We start from the raw sequence: 20,023 nt of genomic DNA, 5'->3' as shown, positions 1-20,023 counted from the left end.
ACATAAAAACAAAAAGAATGGAGGAAACATAAATGACAAAAGAATATTACCTTTATGTCGGTGCAAAAAAAATTAAACTAATCGAGCAGATATACAAAGTCTACTGGCAAGAAAAAGAACACGAAAAGTATTTAGAGCAGATGGACAAGAAAAACCACTTGCTCTTTTTTCATCATTGGATCATGACGGGATTTTGAAGATAATCTATAAGATAAAAATGTTGATGTAGAAAAAGTTGTAGCCACACAAATGTGATTGAAGCATAAAAAATGTATCAACCCTTACCCTTTAATCAAGATTTAGGTTGATACACAAAATTATTTACACTTCCGCCCCTTATAAGCATTAAGCGTGTATTAAGTTATTCTTCATTTAAAGAAATTAAATAAGAAGTATAAGCAAAGCTATTGACAATGATTATCAGAGTTGATACAATAATACCGACAAGAGTGTCGGTATGGAGGTTGTTTATGAAATGAAAATGGAAGCCGATGAAAGAAAAAAGCAGATTAGACAAGCAGCTATTAAAGTCTTTTTGGATAAGGGATTTAGAAATACAGTTATGAATGACATTATGGAAGCTACTGGGCTTTCTAGAGGTGGGTTGTATCATCATTATGGTTCTACTTATGAAATCTTATATGACATTATGGTAGAAGGTAATTTAAATAGAAAGGATATTATTCAAAAATCAATTTATGATGAAGATTTAATATTAAGTCCGAAGTTGTTTTCGAGAATGATTATAGACAAGATACTTGCAGATAGTGATTATGTAAAGCTTTATATTATGTTTTTATGTGAGTTAAAAGAAAATGATGATCTGAAAGAACTATATGTGAAAATAAAAAAAGAGTCCATACAAGTATTTAAAGAATTGTTCTCTACTTTGTTTAACGAGTTACCTTCTGATAATACATTTGAATTTATGATTAATATTATAAATTCTGGATTGATGGCTTGCGAAATTTTGAATGCACGTGAGAATTTTGTAAAAAATAAGATATATTTAACTGAAATGATAGAGACTTATTTTACAAATGTTATGAAAAAAGATGATGAAAGGAGTTAAATTTATGGATCTATTAAAAAAATATATTAAGAGAAATAAAACACCATATTTTATTTCTGTGTTATTTGCAATACTTGGAGTAATTTCAAATCTTTTTGTATATATTATTCTAAGTAAAATGATTATATCATTGATTGATGGTAGCCAAGATTTTCATTACTATATAAATAAAATTTTCTTGATACTTTCATGTCTTATAATCAAAGAAGTGTTCGTATTTTTGTCAACTATGATTTCTCATAAAACAGCCTATCAAATAATACGAGATATAAGAAAAAGTCTTATGGAAAAATTATTTAATATGCCATTAGGAGATATATTGAATGAGTCTACTGGTAAGTTAAAAGACATAATTGTAAATCAAGTTGATAATACTGAAACAACATTGGCACATATGATACCTGAGATGACAGCTAATTTAGTCGGACCTATAATATTATTTGTTTACATGTTAATTTTAGATTATAGACTTAGTTTAATATCTTTAATTCCATTAGTTATTGGTGGATTTTTTATGGCAGGGCCGATGAAAAGAATGAAGGTAAAGTTTCCACAAGCAGTTAAAATTGGTCAAGATATGAATAATTCCGTGGTTGAGTATATCAATGGGATTGAGGTTATTAAAACATTTAATCAAGGCGAAAAATCTTATAGAAAATACAAGGACAATGTGTATAAAAAGGCGAATTATTATTACGATTGGATGGGAGAAAATACAAGAGACTATGCGATAAGTATGTCTATTGCTCCAGTTGGTATTTTGACAATTATACCATTTGGTTTATATTTCTGCATGGATGGTTCACTAGATGGTGGTGTATTTTTAACATTGATAATCCTTTCTTTTGGGACTATTCAAAATATTATGAGAGTAATGACTTTTGAAGATGATATTGGAAGAATGTCAACTATTTTCAAAGAGATTAAAAATATACTTTCTGCGAGAGAATTATCTCATAAAAATGAAAATGTGGATATGAAAAATTATAATATAGAGATGAAAAACGTAGATTTTTCTTATGAAGAAGATAAACAAGTCCTAAAAAATATAAATATAAATGTAGAAGAAGGAAGTGTGAATGCTTTAGTAGGCGAATCTGGTTCGGGAAAGTCGACTATTGCAAAACTAATTTCAGGATTTTGGGACGTAGATAGTGGTTCTATAAGTATAGGAAATGTAAATATTAAAGATATATCTCTTGAAAAGCTATCTACTATTATTTCCTATGTATCACAAGATAATTTTCTTTTTGATATGTCAATTAAAGATAACATCAGGATAGGAAATAAAAATGCTAGTGATGAGGAAGTAATTGAAGTATGTAAGAAATCAGCCTGCCATGATTTTATAATGAACTTGTCAGATGGATATGATACAAGAGTAGGAGAAGCTGGTAAACATTTATCTGGAGGAGAAAGGCAAAGAATATCAATTGCAAGAGCTATGATAAAGAATGCTCCGATAGTTATTTTAGATGAGGCTACCTCTTATATCGATCCTGAAAATGAGGCTTTGATTCAAGATGCAATATCAGAACTTGTCAAAGGAAAAACTCTAATTATAATTGCCCATCGTTTAAAGACAATAACAGATGTAGATAATATATTTTTAATTAAAAATGGAGAACTTGCATGTAAAGGAAGTCATGAAGAGCTTTTGAAGGAATCAAAAGATTATCATGATCTATGGGTAACTGCATTGAAAGGAGAAAAAGATGCTTAGTGTTTTTAAAAAAATATGGAATTTTTCTAATGAAGAACAAGTGTTCATAAAAAAATCAATCTTTGCTAATTTTTTCGGTTCTATTTTTAATGCTTTACAATTTGCAGCAATTTATTATGCGATTTTCGGGATAGTAAATAAGGATATAAGTTACAAAACAATTGGAATATCAAGTTTACTTTTATTAATTAGTATAGCTGGAGTAATTATTTCAAAAAATTTATCTATGCTCAAACAAACACATGCTGGATATTTTATGGCTGGACACAAGAGAGTTGAATTAGGTGAAAAAATAAAAAAAGTTCCCATGGGATTCTTCTCAAGTCTAAGTTTAGGAAATTTAACAACTATTGCGACTACTAACTTAGATAATGTAGAAACTTGGGTTCCAACTTTGTATATTATGGTTTTCGGTGGTATGCTTAATGCTATTGTTTTTATCTTATCCTTATTTTTATTTTCTTATAAGGTAGGTCTTGTAGCAATAGTTGGCTCTATTGTATTTTTGTTGATTGTTGCTCGTATGAAAAAAAGGTCTAGTAAAAATGCAGACAAGATTCATGAGATTCAAGTATCACTTACCAAAGAAGTCTTATCAACATTGCAAGGAATGCAAATTATAAAATCATACAATCTAAGAGGAAGTAACAATAAAAAACTTGATAAAAGCTTTGATGGTGCAAGTAAATATTCTTTTGATTTAGAAAAAACTATAATGCCATATAGTTTATTAGCTAAAATAATAATAGCTATAACAATTTGTTTGATGTTATTTATATCAATAAAATTATATTTTGTTGAAAACAGTCAAATAGTCAATACTATTATGATACTTATAGCAAGTTTTGTAATATTTGATGGGCTTATAACATCTGGTTCTGCTATGGCAATGCTAAGAATGGTTGAGAATGCAATAGATTCTTATTCCTATGTAAATGATATGGAAGATATGGAAGAAGGAGAAGTTTCAGAGCCTATAAAAAATCACAATATAGTCTTTAAAAATGTCAGCTTTTCTTATGATGACAGACCAATTTTAAAAAATGTATCAGCAGAGATAAAAGAAAACACCATGACTGCCATAGTTGGTCCATCGGGATCTGGGGACAGTGATATAATGATGACAGATACAATAAATTCGTTTAAATCAAAGTTTAAAGGCTTCCACAAAACTTTTAAACAAGATGATTTAGGATTAAGTCTGTCATCTTTTTTATTAAATTAACAAAAAAAGAAAAGAAAACATAAGTAATAAGGATTGAAGAGAATATGATAATATTTAGAGTTTTTTTCAAAATCATATTGTTTCCTATTAGCATAGCGTTAAGTATCATCACTCTATTTTTAACGTTTGTATTAGGACTCAGCACAATATTTTTTAAACTGATTTCATTTATCGCTATTATGGGATTTTTGGGATCTGTTTATCATGGAGAAAAAGCACTTGCTATAGAGGCAATTATACTAGCATATCTTTTTAGTCCTTATGGTTTACCAGTGCTAGGATATTTTATTATAGAAGTAATAGAAAGGGTGAATGAAAGAATAAAAGCAATTTAAATACAAAAATAAATAGATTAAAACGATGAAAAAGAGATAGCAAAATCAAAGCTATCTCTTTTTATATGAAAAGAAAGGGGGTTATGATGAAAGAAATAGTTAAATTTGAATATTATTATGGCAATGAAGCAGAACAATATTCATTTTTTAGGATTCTCAAAACCTTATTCACCGACTTAAATTTTAAAAAACTATCCGTAGAAGCAAAAATTCTTTATGGAATTTTACTTGATAGAATGAGCTTGTCAGTTAAGAATAAATGGTTAGATGCAGAAAACAAGGTATACATCATCTATACAATAGAAGAAATTATGGAAGTACTAAAATGGGGAAGAAATAAGTCGGTTAAAGTAATGAAAGAAATTGAAGAAATAGGATTATTAGAAAAAAAGAGACTAGGACTAGGAAAACCAAATTTACTCTATGTAAAGAATTTTATATATACAGAAAATAAAAAGAATACAGAAGTTTCAAAAACAAATTTGCAGAAGTTTAAAAATCAAACTTCAGGAAGTTTAGAAAGTAAACATCAAGAAGTTTTAAAAGAGGACTCTAATAATACTGATATTAATAATACTAATTTTAACAATACTGATTTTAATAATACCACCTCCATATCCTCCTCAAAAAAGCGAGGAGAAAAATTACAGAAAAATAGCTTGGAGGAGGAAAGATTAAGAGAAATAATAAAAAAGAATATATCTTATGAAATCTTTAAAAAATCGAAAATAGAGGAAAAAAAGCAAGTAGATGTAATAGTGAATGTACTTGTAAAAGCCCTAGTTGATTTTACGAATATTAGGATAGGTGGTAGACATATATCCTACGAAAACTTTAAAGAAAGATTTCTAAATCTTAATTATAAACATATAGACTATGTATTGAAATATTTAAAAGAAAATGCTCCAAAGGATATTAGAAACATTAATGCTTATCTACTTACTCTTTTATATAATGCAGATGAAAATATTAAAAATATAGAAATCATTAAGGGGGAAGATAAAAAAAGAAAAAACTATGACTATAGTAATGATGAGGATATTTGGAGAGAATTTTTAAATACATGATAGGAGAGGAATAAATGCAATCAATAAAAGAAATTTTAGAACAAGGAATAAAATCAGTAGACATAAAGGCTTTATCAAAAGATGATAAGGATAGTAGCTATATAGATAAAGAAACAGGATTAAAATATTGTTCCAACTGTAAAACACCACTAGAAGAGGAAATAGATTTATTTGGAGCAAGAAAAAAAGTTTCTATCCTTTGTCGTTGTAAGGAAGAAAGGAAAAAAGAAGTTGAAAAAGAAAGACAAAAAATTAAAAAACTTTTATTAATAGACACTTTAAAAAGAGAATGTTTTTCTGATCCAATTTTATTAGATTGGAACTTTAAAAATATGGACAAAGGTAGTGAGCATGAAAAACTTGCAAAAAACTATGTGGAAAAATTTGACGAAATATATAACAATAATGTAGGTTTAATTCTCACAGGGAATGTGGGATGTGGAAAAACATATCTTGCAAGTGCCATAGCAAATGCTTTACTTGAGAAAGATGTATCAGTTAAAATGACAAATTTTTCCGTAATTTTAAATGATATGACTAACTTTGAGATTGATAAAAGTAAGTATATAAACAATCTAAATCGAAAGGAACTATTAATTATTGATGATTTTGGAATGGAAAGAGATACAGCTTTTGCAGCTGAGCATATCTTTAACATAATCGATAGTAGATATAGAAGTGGAAAACCTCTAATTATAACAACAAATCTAAATATAACAACTTTAACTCATCCTGAAACCACCAAAGATAAAAGAATTTATTCAAGAATACTTGAAATATGCAGTCCCATTATATTTACAGGAGAAAATAGAAGAATAGAAAAAATGAAGGAGAAATCAAAATTAGCCTATGAAATATTAAAAACGAATGAAAGTAGGTGAATGAATGCAAAATGATGATATAAATAGCAGAACAATAGCCATAGTAAAAAAAGCAAGTATAGTAACAGCCAAGCAAGTTATAAATTTGATGAAGAAAATATTAGAAATAAATAAACATAAAACACAGATAGAACAGTCAAGACCCTTAGAAAAATTAAAAAAAGTAAAAGTAAAAGACCTTGTAAAAAAAGGTAAAGTAGAAACCTTAGAATTAAATGACATAGACTTAAAAGCATTGAAAAAAGAATTAAAAAGATATGGGGTGAAATTTTCCATAAAGAAAGATTTAGAAAATGGAAACAACATTATCTTTTTTCAAGCAAAAGATACAAAAGTAATGGAACAAGCTTTTAAAAAGACAGTCCAGAAATTTACTAAAGATAAGTCAAGAAAAAGAAAATCTGTAATAGAAAGGCTTAATAACTTCAAGGATAAAGTCAAAGATACTATTGACAGAGATAAGGTTAAACATAAACATCAGGAACAAAGTTTATAATAAAAGCACTTGGATATATAATATATATGATGAGAAGGCATGAATAGCTTTATTGTTGAATACTATGAAAAAGAAGATGGGAATCATTCAGTAGAAGAATTTCTCTTATCTATAGATAAAAAATGAGAGCAGAAGCATTAGGAAAGAAACTAAAAAAATACCTTTGAAAGTAAAATATAAGTATAATGGTGGTTCAAAATGACAAATAAAAAAATATGTCCCATATGTAACTCAAAGATGAGGCAACAGTTTATAGGTCTATTACATTGCAAGTGTGGTATAAGCTATCATAAAGATTTAGGATATTTTAAAAGAAATGAAAATATGATTTTTGTCTTGGAAAGAAAAAAGATAGGTAAAAAAATAAAACAAGTTCCAGTAATAAGATATAAAAAAGATAAATAAGATACTAATGGGTAGAGAAATCTACTCTTTTTATTGAGAGGAAGTGATTAATTCGAAAATACTAAATGAAATAATAAAAGATATAAAAAATGTTTTTAAGATAAGAGATAAGAAGAAATTTGTATTAGAAAATCTTCCTTACCTCTTATTTTTTTATATAGGAAATATCTTTGCAAGCCATGTCAACTCTTATATAGGAGGAGATATAATAGATAGAATTCTAGTAGCTTTTAGTCAAATAGATACTTTAAACTATATTCCATCATTAAAAATAAAAAACCTGATACCCGGTCTAATTCTATCAGTAGTTATTAAGTTAATCCTTATACAGAAAAAGAAAAAAGCAAAAAAGTTTAGAGAGGGCAGAGAATATGGATCGGCAAGATGGGGAAATGAAAAAGACATTGAGCCATACATTGACAAGAAGTTTGAAAACAATGTGCTACTAACTCAAACTGAAAGACTTACCATGAACAATAGACCTAAAAATCCAAAATATGCGAGAAATAAAAATGTATTGGTAATTGGAGGTTCTGGTAGCGGTAAAACAAGGTTTTTTGTAAAGCCAAATCTCATGCAAATGCACTCTTCATATGTAGTAACCGATCCAAAAGGAACATTAGTCTTGGAATGCGGGAAAATGTTGGAAAGAAATGGATATGAGATAAAAATACTAAACACAATAAACTTTAAAAAATCTATGAGATATAATCCTTTTGCATATTTGAAAAGTGAAAAAGATATTTTAAAATTAGTACAAACAATAATTGCAAATACTAAGGGAGAAGGAGAAAAATCAACTGAAGATTTTTGGATAAAGGCAGAAAAACTCTACTATACAGCCTTAATTGGATATATTTTTTATGAAGCTCCTAAAGAAGAACAGAACTTTACAACTTTACTTGCTATGATAGATGCAAGTGAGGCAAGAGAAGAAGATGAAAATTTTAAAAATGCAGTAGACTATATGTTTGAAGCATTAGAAAAAGAAAAGCCAAATCATTTTGCAGTAAAACAATATAAGAAATACAAACTTGCAGCAGGAAAAACTGCCAAGTCAATTCTAATATCATGTGGAGCAAGGCTTGCTCCCTTTGATATTCAGGAACTTAGGGACTTAATGAAAGAAGATGAACTGGAGCTTGATACACTCGGAGAAAAGAAAACAGCCTTATTCGTTATAATATCAGATACAGATGATACATTTAACTTTGTAGTATCAATAATGTACTCACAATTATTTAATTTACTTTGCGATAAAGCAGATGACGAATATGTCGGAAGACTTCCTATTCATGTGAGATGTCTACTTGATGAATTTGCAAATATCGGCTTAATTCCTAAATTTGAAAAGCTAATAGCAACTATTAGAAGTAGAGAAATATCAGCTTGTATAATATTACAAGCACAATCACAACTAAAAAGTATCTATAAAGATAATGCCGATACCATAGTTGGAAATTGTGATTCTACACTTTTTCTAGGAGGCAAAGAAAAAACAACATTAAAAGAATTATCTGAAAGCCTAGGCAAAGAAACAATAGACTTATATAACACATCAGAAACAAGATCAAATCAAAAGAGTTTTGGTTTAAACTATCAAAAAACCGGTAAAGAACTTATGAGTCAAGATGAAATAACTGTAATGGATGGTGGTAAGTGTATATACCAGCTAAGAGGAGTAAGACCTTTTCTATCTGATAAATTTGACATAACTAAACATAAGAATTATAAGTTCCTTGAAGATTATGATAAGAGAAATATATTTGACATAGAGAAATACTTGCAGAGAAAAGATGAGGTTAAATTAAAAGAGAGTATGGTAGTTGAAATATTAGATGAATAAATTTAAAATTAAATAAGAAGTAAGATAGATATTTAGGAAAGATTAAAAGAAAATACTTGACAAAAAATATTTTATAACATATAATAATGTCAACAGTACCCGACACGCCTCTTAACAATGCGGACCAAGTCGGGTCATTTGATTTTAGGAGAAAAAATGAAAAAAATTCATCAAGAACCGATTAGTATAGAAAATCAAGTAAAAAACTTAATAGACTTAGGACTTTTAGTAGAAGATAAAACTTATGCTAAGAAAATTCTTGGAAGAACATCCTATTACAGGCTGATTAAAGCTTATAGTATCACGTTAAAAAAAGATGGAAGATATATATCAGGAATAAGTTTTGAAGATATTGTAAGTTTATATAAATTTGATAGAGAACTTAGACAACTCATATTTGAAATAATAGAACATATTGAAGTTTCTTTAAGAGCAGTTATCACAAACTATTTTTCTTTAAAATATGGGAACTTTTCATATAAAGATATGAATAATTTTGAGAAACAAAAGGAACAAGAAAAGGTACTAGAAGAATTAGCAAGGGAAGTTAAAAGAAATAGACGCTCACCATTTATAAAAAACTTTAAAGACAATTATGAAGGTGGAGAAATTCCACTCTATGCAGTGATAGAAGTAGCAAGTTTTGGAACCTTATCTAAAATGTATAAGAATATGAAAAATGAAGATAAAAGTAAAATTGCAAAAGTCTTTCATACAGACTATCATTACTTTGAATCTTGGATAGAAAATTTTGCCTATATAAGAAATATATGTGCCCATTATGGCAGACTATATGGAGCAAAGCTTACAAAATCACCAAAGCTATATAAAGAATATTTAAAAAAGAATATTTCAAACAACACAATATTTGCTACATTAATAAATCTTAAAATAGTTTCTGAAGAAGAAAATTACAAAAAATTTTATCATGATCTAACAGAACTAATAGCAAGATATGAAAATATTGAATTAAGATATGTTGGCTTTATAGAAAACTGGAAAGAATTACTAAAACCATAAAATTAAATAGAGAAATTTACACCGAAAAAAAATATTTCGGTGTTTTTTTATGCCCAAAGGAGGAAGAATGAAATATATACGAGATGAGCCGAAAAAATAAAATACAGAGAAAAATGAAATATTAATCAATAAGAAGTGGAAGCGATAGAAAAAACTATCGCTTTTTTTATGGAATAAAGGAGATAGAACAAATGGAAAGAGACATGCTAAATATTAATGGAAATCTAGTAGGAGAAATAAAAACAACTTCAATAGATACAAAGGAAGGAGAAAAAGAAGTAGCTAACTTCACAATAGTTAGAAAGAACAAAGAAGAAGGAAAGGTTAAAAAAGAATATATCTACTGTAATCTCTACGGGGAAAAGGCAAAAAGTGTGAAAGAATTTAAAAGTGGAGAATACATCCATATTTTTGGATATTTTAAGGAAACAAAAAAAGAAGACAAGACATTTAAAAATTTTATCGTAAAGCACATAAATAAAATTGAAAAAGAAGAAAAAGAGGAGGAAATATAAATGGAATTTTTTACACAATCAGTAAATGTATTAAAAATATTAGTTACAGCAATTGGTGCAGGACTTGGAGCATGGGGAGTAATTAACTTAATGGAAGGTTATGGGAATGACAACCCTGGTGCAAAATCACAGGGCATTAAGCAGCTAATGGCTGGTGGAGGAATTGTACTCATAGGTTTGAAATTAATACCGCTATTAGCAAACGTGTTAAAATAAAATGTTTAATATAGTAGATAAGATCAAAGAGTTTTTTTCAGAGATACTTATTGATATGATCAAGGAAAATTTAAGCGGAATGCTCCTTGATATAAATGATAAAGTATCAACGATAGCAAATGAGGTAGGAAAGACTCCGAGTGGATGGAACTCGGAGGTTTTCCACTTCATAAAGTCTATTTCAGAAAATGTTATACTTCCCATAGCAGGTCTTATCATAACGGCTGTACTATGTATTGAATTAATTCAAATGGTAATGAACAAAAATAATATGCATGACACAGATACCTTTGATTTTTTTAAATATATGATAAAAATGTGGATAGCAGTATGGCTTGTATCTCATGCTTTTGACTTTTCTATGGCAGTATTTGATGTGGCACAGAATTTAATAGGAAAGGCAGCAGGTGTGGCAAATGCTAGTGCAAAAGTTTCTCCAGGTGATATAGCTAATATGGTAGATAGCCTAAAAGGAGAGCCAATAGGAAAATTAATGACTATAGTACTAGAGACAGCAATTGTAAAGATGATAATACAAGGGATATCAATACTCATTACAGTTATTCTATACGGCAGGATGATAGAAATATATATTTATACTTCAGTTTGCGCCATACCTTTTGCCACAATGGGCAATAAAGAATGGGGAAGTATTGGAACAAACTATATAAGAGGGCTATTCGCACTTGGCTTACAAGGTTTATTCCTACTAATATGTGTAGGAATTTATGCCGTACTTGTTAAGACTTTAAATATATCAGACATACACAAGAGTATTTTTGAATTACTTGGCTATACACTTATACTTGGTATAACTATGATGAAATCAGGAAGTATTGCAAAATCAATTTTAAATGCTCATTAATAAAAAAGGAGAAGATGATGAAAATTAGAAGAAAAAAAGACAATAAAATTAATTTAAAAACACTTGGAACAATAGGACTCCCAATACTTTTAATAGGGGGATATATTACAAGAGAAATACAAAATAGAATGATTATAAGAAAAACATTGGAAGTTTTAGATAATAGAGAAGAAACGAATGAAAAAGTCTTAGAAATAGCAGTGAATATGGGAAAATCACTAGAAGATCTGAACAGAGAAGATATATATGGCTTTTACTTAGAGGGTTTAGAATAATGGCTTATGTAAATGTCCCAAAGGACTTAACAAAAGTAAAAACAAAGGTAGCTCTAAATCTAACAAAAAGACAATTAATTGGCTTTACAATTGCAGGTCTAATAGGCTTTCCAGTATATTTAATGGTAAAAAAAGTGCTGCCTAATGACCTATCTATGTTAATTATGATAGGTGTGTCTTTCCCTATAATATTTGCAACTCTTTATGAAAAAGACGGGATCTATTTTGAAAAATATTTAAAGTATATTATAGATAAGAAAAGACAGACAAGTATAAGGATATACAAGACAGAATGTATTTATGCTATAAAGAAACAAAGAAAGGAAAGGAGTAAATGAATCAAATACAGAAAAAGCAACAGAAAAAATTAAATCAAGAAAAGAGAAATTTAAAAAAACAAAAAGAAGATTTAAAAAGCATTAGTATAAGTCAAAGAAAGATGAAAAAAGCAAATATTTCAAAAGAAAAAGGAAAGCCAAAAAAGAAGCTTTCCTTTTTTAGTGGGAAGAAGAAAAAGAGCGTTCAGGAAACAATTCCTTATTTAAGAATGTTGAGAAATGGGATTTGCCAAGTTGAAAAGAACAAATTTAATAAAATGATACGTTTTTTAGATATTAACTATCAGCTTTCTACAGAAGAAGATAAGGAAAGTATATTTAATGAATTTTCAAGTTTTTTAAACTATTTTGATCCAAGTGTTGATATAGAACTTTCATATATTAATCGCATAGGAAAAAATGAAGAAGTAGAAAAAAACATAAATGTTCCGGATAGAAACGATTCATATAATGAAATACGAAAAGAGTACAGGGAAATGCTAAAAAACCAGAGTCAAAAAGGAAATAATGGACTTACTAAATATATGTATATCACCTTTAGCTTACAAGCACAAGATTTAAAAGAAGCAACTACAAGACTTGAAAGAATGGAAATGGATATATTAAATAACTTTAAGCAGATGGGCGTAAAAGCTTATGTATTAAGTGGATATGAAAGGTTAAAGGTTATTCACGATATATTAAATCCAAATAAGAATTTTGTTTTTTCCTTTGAAGACCTAAAATATAGTGGATTATCTACTAAGGATTATATAGTACCAGCATCATTTAACTTTTCATCTAACAATCAATTTAAAATTGGAGAATACTTTGGAGAAGTAAACTTTCTGCAAATTTTAGCACCCGAATTATCAGATAGATTATTATCAGAATTTTTAGGCGTTGAAGAAAATATGATTGTAACATTTCATATAAATTCCATTGATCAAACAGAAGCTATAAAGATGATTAAGAGAAAAATAACGGACTTGGATAAAATGAAAATTGAAGAAAATAAGAAGGCTATAAGATCAGGATATGATATTGATATTCTTCCAAGCGATTTAATTACCTATGGTAATGATGCTAAGAAACTATTGGTAGAACTTCAAAATCATAATGAGAGAATGTTTGTCATAACTATTTTGTTTACAAATATGGAAAAAAGTAGAAAGAAATTGAGTAATATAATCTTTCAACTAAATTCAATAGCAGGTAGGCATAATTGTGTATTGAAAAATCTTAACTATAGACAGGAACAAGGCCTAATTTCCTCCCTACCACTTGGAAAAAATGAAATCGAAATAAAAAGAGGACTTACAACTAGCTCTACAGCAGTCTTTATTCCTTTTACAACAGAAGAGTTGTGCTTAGAAGGAGAGAGCTTATACTACGGATTAAATGCTTTAAGTCGTAACATCATTATGACAGATAGAAAGCTTTTAAAGAATCCAAACGGTTTAATACTTGGAACGCCTGGTAGTGGTAAATCTTTTTCGGCTAAAAGAGAAATTACCAATGCTTTTTTAATTACACAAGATGACATCATTATCTGTGATCCGGAAGGTGAGTATGGAAATTTAACTAAGGCACTAGGTGGAGAAGTTATAAAAATATCGCCAACAAGTAAGGATTATATAAACCCGTTGGATATAAATGTAGACTATGCCGATGAAGACAATCCCTTATCTTTAAAGTCTGATTTTATTCTTTCACTGTTTGAACTTGTAGTAGGAAAGGAAGGATTAAGTGCAGAAGAAACTTCAGTAATTGATAGATGTCTTCCAATATTATATAAGGATTACTTCGACAATCCCATTCCTGAAAATATGCCAATTTTAGAAGATTTATATAATTTACTTTTAAAACAAGAAGAAAAGGTAGGGAAAAAATTAGCGGTAGAAATGGAAATTTACGTCAAAGGTAGTCTTAATGTATTTAACCATAGGACTAATGTAGATACAGGCAATAGAATTCTTTGTTATGACATTAAGGAATTAGGAAAGCAACTTAGAAAAATAGGTATGTTAATTGTTCAAGATCAAGTATGGAACAAAGTAACTATTAATAGAAATAAAAAGGAAACCAGATATTACTGTGACGAATTCCATTTGCTTTTAAGAGAAGAACAAACAGCCTCATATTCCATAGAAATTTGGAAGAGATTTAGAAAATGGGGCGGGATTCCGACAGGATTAACACAAAATGTAAAGGACCTTTTAGCCAGTCCTGAAATAGAAAATATATTTGATAACACAGATTTTATCTTAATGCTTAATCAAGCTAGTGGTGATAGGGAAATTTTAGCTAACAAGTTAAATATATCTCTTTATCAGTTATCCTACGTAACAAATTCCAATGAGGGAGAGGGATTACTATTCTACGGAAACACAATAGTACCTTTTGTAGATAGATTTCCTAAAGATACAAAATTGTATAAGTTAATGACAACTAAACCAGAAGAATTAAAGGAAGGGATAGAAATTGATAGACAGAGAGAAGTTAAAAACTAATTATATTATTAATTTAGATGCAATTTCTGCTCTAAAGGAATTTCCAGATAAAATATTTGATTGCTGTATTACATCTCCTCCATATTATGGACTTAGAGATTATAAAGCAGAAGGACAAATTGGAAGAGAAGAAAGTCCGGAGGAATATTTAAATAAATTAATTGAAGTCTTTAGAGAAGTAAAAAGAGTATTAAAAAAAGAAGGAACACTTTGGGTAGTTATTGGAGATTCTTATGCAGGGACAAGAAGCAAAAAAGAATATAAAGATCCTAAAAACATAGAAGGAAGAAGTGGTCAAAAAGAGTCTATTACAGAAAAACTCAGTGGCTACAAGGCAAAAGACTTAATGGGGATACCTTGGCAACTAGCTTTAAAATTAAGAGAGGACGGTTGGTATTTACGAAGCGATATTATTTGGCATAAGGAAAATGCCATGCCTGAGTCTTGTAGAGATAGACCATCAAGGTCTTATGAACATATCTTCCTACTATCAAAAGCAAGAAAGTATTTCTATAACTTTGACGCTATGAAAGAACCAATAAAAGAAATAAGCAAGAAAAGATATATGAGGGCAAGAGGAAAAAATAATAAGTATTTACAAGAAGGTACAGGAGCTAAAAGACAGAGCATAAATGAAGCAAGAGAGTATGGAGAATATATAGGAGATAATGTCCCTAAGTTTAGAAACAATAGAGATATTTGGACTATTAACACCAGTGCATTTAAAGGAAAACACTATGCGGTATTTCCACCAAAACTGGTAGAACTTTGTATAAAAGCAGGATGTCCTAAAAAAGGCTTGATTCTTGATCCCTTTATGGGTTCAGGAACTGTTGGAATGGTAGCTATTAGGATGGACAGAGAATATATTGGAATCGACATAAACAAAGATTACTGTCAAATAGCTAAAGAAAGGATTGAGAAAAATATGAAATAGGAGGTGTATATGAAAAAGAAAGGGAAAGTAAACCCAAGAGATGTACCAAAGACCAAGCTTATATCAGAAAAGAAAGAAGAAAGTAATGAAAAATTCAGTAATACAGAGAGACCATCAGATTTTTCAAAAAAAGAAATAAATAAAGTAAAAAGCAGGAACAACATAGACAATAATGTTGAAAACTCTAAATATTACTCAGATCATTTGCAAGAAAATAGTCAGGATTTATTCAAAGAAAAAGAAAAGCCAAATATAGAAAGAAGACAAAGAAAAATCCATGAGGGAAAATTTGCAGAAGCCTCCTATCATAATGAATATCAGCCGGAATATTCGCAACGGCAGCATAGAAAAATGGTAGAAAATGAGGAAAATAGACATGGTGAATATCACGGGCAAGAAACAGAATACAAGCTAAGTAATTTTAAAGAAGATTTTAATGATGGACCAATTTCAACTAACTCTAATATAAAAAGTATCAATTCTCCCAAAAAAAATTACAAGGGGAATAGTAATTTAAAATGGAAGAAAAACGTTGAGAGTGAAAGTTTTAATGATGTGACAGAGAAAAAAATAAGGAGATTTAGAAAAGAAGATAAGAATTTTAATAGAGAGGTAAGTTCAACATATGATCCCTTATCACAGGACTTAGATAATGATGGTGTCATAGATCGCTATGACATGAACTTTAGTGATAGCAATGTATCCTATAGGGACACAAGAGATGACTATAAGTATTTACCATATTCTGATGTGCAAAGAAAAAATTGGGATGGTTCTTCTATTCTTGGTAAGAAAGGGAAAGAAAGCTTTCAAAAAAACACCTTAAAAAAACTTTATCAATCTCAAAGTCAGTTTAAGGACAAAGGGGAAAAAGCAGAATTAAAATCTTTAAATGGGAAGTTTAGAAGAAAAGACCTATCGTATAAGGCAAATGAAGAAGATAAAAAAATAATTCAAGACCTGAATACTAATAAAAAACAAAATAGAAAATATTTCAAAGGCAAAGCTAGAAATTTAGAAGAAAAAGATATGCTAATGGATAGGGTTTCTAGTGGGAAATTTAGACAGAATAGCTTATCTGAAGGATTTAAAAGCGAATCTGAAAAAAATAAAGACAAATATAATGTAAATAAAAAGAATCAAGAAAAAATAGGTAGGAAAAAAGAAATCTTCAAACAGGAAAAAAACGTAAGAGAAAATGAGAATTTTGAAATAGATAAACTTGATTTAAATTATAGTGGAATTTCTAATAAAAACAAAAACAAGGGAAAGAAAAGGCAAACAAAAGACGACTTTGATAATACTATAAAGAAAAGCAACTTTGATCCAAAGGAAGAATATACCAGGACAAAAAAAGAAGTACAGGATTCTAAAAATATATCTGAAGAAAATAAGGTAGACACAAAAAATAAAACTAAATTTCATTCTAAAAAAAATAACAAAAGTGAAAAAGATAAGTTTTATAAAAAGGAAGATAAAATATCAAAACTATATGAGAAAAAGAATAAAAAGGAAAAAGAGTTAATTAAGGATAAGAAAAAGTCAAAAAAAGTGGGTTTAGAAAAACCTATTACTTTTGCGAGTGCTATGACGGCAAACTATCTATATAGTGGGAAAGATGATAATGCAGGTGTTAACGCTGCTTATAAGCTTAGTAGAACTACCGAAGCTATTGGCAGAGAAATTAGCCATCTTAGAAGAAAAAAACCTTTAAAAACTCAGAGAAAAATAAAATCTTTAGAAGGAAAAATTTATAAGAAAGAAAGTAAACTACTCTTTCAAAGAAATTTTGAAGAATTGAAGAAGACTAAAGCTTATCAAAACTCTAATAAACTGAATCGATTTTTTATGAAAAAAAAGTTTCATAGAGATTTTAGGAAGAAACACGGGGAAGGTTTAGTAAATAGTATAAAGAAATCTTTCACTAATATTGGAAAGAAAACATTGGAAGTTTTAAAAAACAAAGGATATAAGCAAATTTTAATTGCTCTTTGTATTTTAGGACTTTTTTTCATGCTATTTCAAGGGATTAGTAATGTTGGAAGTCTTACTTCAGGATTAACAAGTAATGTTATAGCTACAAGTTATCTATCAAAAGAAGAAGTTTTAATGGATATTAATAATGAATTTACAAGTTATGAATATGCCTTACAAGATGAAATAGATAGTATTAAAGAAAATTATCCAAATTATGATGAATATCATATAAAAGGAGATTCTGTTGGTCATGACCTACACGAGCTTTTTAGCTATTTAACAGCAAGATATGGAGAAATTAAGTCAGTTGAAGAGACACAAAGGGAATTAAAAAAATTATTTAATCAAATGTATGAAAAAAAATATACTTCAAAATCTATGACAAAGTACGATAAGGAAGGAAATCCATATAACTATAAAATTCTAACGCTAACAATTACAAAGAAGAACATTGATGAAATAGCTAGAGAAGAATTTGCAAATTATGAAACCAATATGGCTCATTATTTAGCTTTACTTGAGAGTCAGGGAAATATGAGTGGATACTTTGGATCAAGCTATGGGAACTTGGGAGAGATTATAGACAATCCCAACTTTGGCAATCCAGGGATTGAATTTGATGATGTTACAGTAAAAAGACTATTTGGAGAAGCAGAAAAACACATAGGGAAAAGATATGTTTTTGGAGCAAGCGGACCTAGTAATTTTGACTGTTCAGGTTTTGTATGTTGGTCCTATACAAAGTCTGGTGTTAAAAGAATGCCAAGAACTACAGCTTGGCTTATTTATAAAAACTATTGCAATCCAATATCCCCAAGTGAAGCAAAACCTGGTGATATTATATTTTTCCACTCAACATATAATAGTGGAACTCCAATATCTCATGTAGGAATATATGCAGGTAATGGAATGATGCTCCATGCAGGAGATCCTATCCAATATACCAGTATAAACTCAAGGTATTGGAAAAATCACTTTTATTCCTTTGGTAGACCAAAATAAGGGGAAGGAGTAAAAATCTATGAATAAAAAATTAATCAGAAACATAGAAAAACAGAAGAATTTAAGAAAGAAAAAAGAAGAAATTGAAATAGAACTTCAGTTACTAGCAGAGGAACAAGAAGAAATAGAAAATTTAGAGGTCATCAAGGAATTTCGAAGTCGAAAAATATCTCTTGATGAATTTTTATTTATTGTTAGAAAAAATAAAGAAGAAGAAAATAGAGAAAGACAAGAACTTAAAAGAAAAGATACAAATGAAAGTGAGGAAAATTTATGAAAAAAATAACCAGTGGAATTTTAGCTGTGATAATGCTACTTGTAAGTTTAGTGAATATATTGGCTGTAAGTCCTGTATATGCAAGTACAGATTATAAGGTAGAGTGGACGGAAGATGATTTTATGTATTCCTCTGAGGGAAATATAATTGCTTTTAGTGATAAGGGCTTAGAAAAGAAAGAAAAGACAAATGTTCTAGTATTTCCAGAAGGAACGAAATCTATAAATGGAAATTATTCTTTAAGCCATTCAAACGATGAACTTAGATATAAAAGAGAATTTGGGCGTGGCAAACATTGGGATAAAGTAATTATTCCTGATTCTGTTAAGCATTTAGGTTATGCTGCCTTTTACGAAGCAAGTATAGATGAAGTAAAACTATCAAATAGTCTAACTTATCTTGGTGGTTTAGCATTTTTCAATTGTGGACTTAGAGAAGTAACTTTACCTAATACTTTGGTAAATATTGAACATAATGCTTTTGAAAGAAATAACCTTCAAGAAATAACTATACCGAAGTCTGTGAAGACAATTGAACAGTATGCTTTTTCAAGAAATAAATTGCACACTATAAAAGTTTTAGGCAATCCAAACATTAACAGTAAGGGAGTATTCCATAATCAAGATGTTGAATATAGACCAAAACAAAATCCATTTTACGAAAATCATTTTGGTTTCAACGGAAATCAAGGATTCAAATCTATTCCTAATGGATTAAGGTTTGAAAATGGAGAGTTTGTTTTTGATAAGAATGTAGATAGTGTAGAACTTGAATTTGATTATAACAATGATATGTATCAAGGAAAGATGACTATTTACAATCCAAATAAATATTCCATTGATACTCAAACAGATTTAACAGGGCAAGATATTGATGAAAAGGACAATAAGATTGATGATTTAACCAAAAACATTAAGGATTTAGAAAATCAGATCAAAGACTTAAATGATAAGAAACAAGAAGACCAATCAAAGATAGATGAATTAAAGGAAAAGTTAGAATCTTGCAAAGATAATGGAGAGAAACTAAAACAAGAAAAAGCTAAGCTTGAAGAAGAGA

General features: G+C 28.9%; 20 protein-coding genes and 1 pseudogene. All 21 read left to right on the top strand.

Annotated features, from left to right (window positions below; genetic code table 11):
• Positions 1–32: 32 nt before the first annotated feature.
• Positions 33–207, top strand: a pseudogene (locus tag FYJ26_RS10855) (sigma-70 family RNA polymerase sigma factor); the annotation flags it as partial.
• A gap of 268 nt (positions 208–475) precedes the next feature.
• A complete protein-coding gene (locus FYJ26_RS10170; RefSeq protein WP_154542073.1) occupies positions 476–1,072 on the top strand; it encodes a TetR/AcrR family transcriptional regulator in 597 nt (198 codons plus the stop codon).
• Between the two features lie 4 nt (positions 1,073–1,076).
• Positions 1,077–2,795 carry an ABC transporter ATP-binding protein gene (locus tag FYJ26_RS10165; RefSeq protein ID WP_154542071.1) on the top strand — a complete coding sequence of 573 codons (1,719 nt, stop codon included), beginning with the start codon at positions 1,077–1,079 and terminating at the stop codon, positions 2,793–2,795.
• Positions 2,788–4,020, top strand: coding sequence for an ABC transporter transmembrane domain-containing protein (locus tag FYJ26_RS10160; protein ID WP_229771257.1), 1,233 nt, complete (start codon positions 2,788–2,790; stop codon positions 4,018–4,020). The genes FYJ26_RS10165 and FYJ26_RS10160 overlap by 8 nt, the downstream gene beginning before the upstream one ends.
• 44 nt (positions 4,021–4,064) lie before the next feature.
• Positions 4,065–4,355: a CD1845 family protein gene (locus FYJ26_RS10155; protein WP_154542069.1), complete on the top strand. Its 291-nt coding sequence runs from the start codon at positions 4,065–4,067 to the stop codon at positions 4,353–4,355.
• A gap of 86 nt (positions 4,356–4,441) precedes the next feature.
• Positions 4,442–5,422 (top strand): replication initiator protein A, encoded by a 981-nt coding sequence (locus FYJ26_RS10150; RefSeq protein ID WP_154542067.1) that lies wholly within the window; start codon positions 4,442–4,444, stop codon positions 5,420–5,422.
• Positions 5,423–5,436: 14 nt separating this feature from the next.
• A complete protein-coding gene (locus FYJ26_RS10145) occupies positions 5,437–6,303 on the top strand; it encodes an ATP-binding protein (RefSeq protein WP_154542065.1) in 867 nt (288 codons plus the stop codon).
• Between the two features lie 4 nt (positions 6,304–6,307).
• Positions 6,308–6,799, top strand: a complete 492-nt coding sequence (locus FYJ26_RS10140; RefSeq protein ID WP_154542063.1) for a PcfB family protein — start codon at positions 6,308–6,310, stop codon at positions 6,797–6,799.
• Positions 6,800–6,997: 198 nt separating this feature from the next.
• Entirely contained in the window at positions 6,998–7,204 is a 207-nt protein-coding gene (locus FYJ26_RS10135; RefSeq protein ID WP_154542061.1) for a hypothetical protein, read from the top strand.
• A 43-nt stretch (positions 7,205–7,247) separates the two neighbouring features.
• The gene (locus tag FYJ26_RS10130; RefSeq protein ID WP_412030671.1) at positions 7,248–9,050 is read left to right on the top strand and encodes a VirD4-like conjugal transfer protein, CD1115 family; all 1,803 of its coding nucleotides are present in this window, start codon (positions 7,248–7,250) and stop codon (positions 9,048–9,050) included.
• A 156-nt stretch (positions 9,051–9,206) separates the two neighbouring features.
• Positions 9,207–10,070 carry an Abi family protein gene (locus tag FYJ26_RS10125; RefSeq protein WP_154542059.1) on the top strand — a complete coding sequence of 288 codons (864 nt, stop codon included), beginning with the start codon at positions 9,207–9,209 and terminating at the stop codon, positions 10,068–10,070.
• A gap of 191 nt (positions 10,071–10,261) precedes the next feature.
• Complete coding sequence (locus FYJ26_RS10120) at positions 10,262–10,585, top strand: single-stranded DNA-binding protein (RefSeq protein ID WP_154542057.1); 324 nt, start codon at positions 10,262–10,264, stop codon at positions 10,583–10,585.
• Positions 10,586–10,801: a Maff2 family mobile element protein gene (locus FYJ26_RS10115; RefSeq protein ID WP_154542055.1), complete on the top strand. Its 216-nt coding sequence runs from the start codon at positions 10,586–10,588 to the stop codon at positions 10,799–10,801.
• Position 10,802: 1 nt separating this feature from the next.
• Complete coding sequence (locus FYJ26_RS10110; RefSeq protein WP_154542053.1) at positions 10,803–11,666, top strand: VirB6/TrbL-like conjugal transfer protein, CD1112 family; 864 nt, start codon at positions 10,803–10,805, stop codon at positions 11,664–11,666.
• Between the two features lie 17 nt (positions 11,667–11,683).
• The gene (locus tag FYJ26_RS10105) at positions 11,684–11,941 is read left to right on the top strand and encodes a hypothetical protein (RefSeq protein ID WP_154542051.1); all 258 of its coding nucleotides are present in this window, start codon (positions 11,684–11,686) and stop codon (positions 11,939–11,941) included.
• Positions 11,941–12,279 (top strand): PrgI family protein, encoded by a 339-nt coding sequence (locus FYJ26_RS10100; protein WP_154542049.1) that lies wholly within the window; start codon positions 11,941–11,943, stop codon positions 12,277–12,279. Before FYJ26_RS10105 ends, FYJ26_RS10100 begins: the two co-directional genes overlap by 1 nt.
• Positions 12,276–14,771, top strand: a complete 2,496-nt coding sequence (locus FYJ26_RS10095; protein WP_154542047.1) for a VirB4-like conjugal transfer ATPase, CD1110 family — start codon at positions 12,276–12,278, stop codon at positions 14,769–14,771. The genes FYJ26_RS10100 and FYJ26_RS10095 overlap by 4 nt, the downstream gene beginning before the upstream one ends.
• Positions 14,743–15,708: a DNA-methyltransferase gene (locus FYJ26_RS10090; protein ID WP_019132981.1), complete on the top strand. Its 966-nt coding sequence runs from the start codon at positions 14,743–14,745 to the stop codon at positions 15,706–15,708. The genes FYJ26_RS10095 and FYJ26_RS10090 overlap by 29 nt, the downstream gene beginning before the upstream one ends.
• 9 nt (positions 15,709–15,717) lie before the next feature.
• Positions 15,718–18,687, top strand: coding sequence for a CD1108 family mobile element protein (locus tag FYJ26_RS10085; protein WP_154542045.1), 2,970 nt, complete (start codon positions 15,718–15,720; stop codon positions 18,685–18,687).
• Between the two features lie 19 nt (positions 18,688–18,706).
• Entirely contained in the window at positions 18,707–18,964 is a 258-nt protein-coding gene (locus tag FYJ26_RS10080) for a hypothetical protein (protein WP_002838952.1), read from the top strand.
• The coding region (locus tag FYJ26_RS10075) for a leucine-rich repeat protein (protein WP_154542043.1) at positions 18,961–20,023 on the top strand (1,063 nt) is incomplete at its 3' end. The genes FYJ26_RS10080 and FYJ26_RS10075, both read left to right, overlap by 4 nt.

The sequence above is a fragment of the Anaerococcus porci genome (genome assembly GCF_009696575.1).
In the GTDB taxonomy this organism is placed as follows: Bacteria; Bacillota; Clostridia; order Tissierellales; family Peptoniphilaceae; genus Anaerococcus; species Anaerococcus porci.
The sequence above is the reverse complement of the archived record's forward strand: the minus strand, read 5'-3'. Positions and strand labels throughout refer to the sequence as shown.

What these genes read in the sequence shown, in the direction of transcription:
- FYJ26_RS10155 (WP_154542069.1), top strand. Translation starts at nt 4,065, where the DNA reads ATGATAATATTTAGAGTTTTTTTCAAAATCATATTGTTTCCTATTAGC.
- FYJ26_RS10100 (WP_154542049.1), top strand. Translation starts at nt 11,941, where the DNA reads ATGGCTTATGTAAATGTCCCAAAGGACTTAACAAAAGTAAAAACAAAG.
- FYJ26_RS10150 (WP_154542067.1), top strand. Translation starts at nt 4,442, where the DNA reads ATGAAAGAAATAGTTAAATTTGAATATTATTATGGCAATGAAGCAGAA.
- FYJ26_RS10080 (WP_002838952.1), top strand. Translation starts at nt 18,707, where the DNA reads ATGAATAAAAAATTAATCAGAAACATAGAAAAACAGAAGAATTTAAGA.
- FYJ26_RS10145 (WP_154542065.1), top strand. Translation starts at nt 5,437, where the DNA reads ATGCAATCAATAAAAGAAATTTTAGAACAAGGAATAAAATCAGTAGAC.
- FYJ26_RS10125 (WP_154542059.1), top strand. Translation starts at nt 9,207, where the DNA reads ATGAAAAAAATTCATCAAGAACCGATTAGTATAGAAAATCAAGTAAAA.
- FYJ26_RS10085 (WP_154542045.1), top strand. Translation starts at nt 15,718, where the DNA reads ATGAAAAAGAAAGGGAAAGTAAACCCAAGAGATGTACCAAAGACCAAG.
- FYJ26_RS10140 (WP_154542063.1), top strand. Translation starts at nt 6,308, where the DNA reads ATGCAAAATGATGATATAAATAGCAGAACAATAGCCATAGTAAAAAAA.
- FYJ26_RS10115 (WP_154542055.1), top strand. Translation starts at nt 10,586, where the DNA reads ATGGAATTTTTTACACAATCAGTAAATGTATTAAAAATATTAGTTACA.
- FYJ26_RS10095 (WP_154542047.1), top strand. Translation starts at nt 12,276, where the DNA reads ATGAATCAAATACAGAAAAAGCAACAGAAAAAATTAAATCAAGAAAAG.
- FYJ26_RS10110 (WP_154542053.1), top strand. Translation starts at nt 10,803, where the DNA reads ATGTTTAATATAGTAGATAAGATCAAAGAGTTTTTTTCAGAGATACTT.
- FYJ26_RS10135 (WP_154542061.1), top strand. Translation starts at nt 6,998, where the DNA reads ATGACAAATAAAAAAATATGTCCCATATGTAACTCAAAGATGAGGCAA.
- FYJ26_RS10170 (WP_154542073.1), top strand. Translation starts at nt 476, where the DNA reads ATGAAAATGGAAGCCGATGAAAGAAAAAAGCAGATTAGACAAGCAGCT.
- FYJ26_RS10105 (WP_154542051.1), top strand. Translation starts at nt 11,684, where the DNA reads ATGAAAATTAGAAGAAAAAAAGACAATAAAATTAATTTAAAAACACTT.
- FYJ26_RS10165 (WP_154542071.1), top strand. Translation starts at nt 1,077, where the DNA reads ATGGATCTATTAAAAAAATATATTAAGAGAAATAAAACACCATATTTT.
- FYJ26_RS10160 (WP_229771257.1), top strand. Translation starts at nt 2,788, where the DNA reads ATGCTTAGTGTTTTTAAAAAAATATGGAATTTTTCTAATGAAGAACAA.
- FYJ26_RS10120 (WP_154542057.1), top strand. Translation starts at nt 10,262, where the DNA reads ATGGAAAGAGACATGCTAAATATTAATGGAAATCTAGTAGGAGAAATA.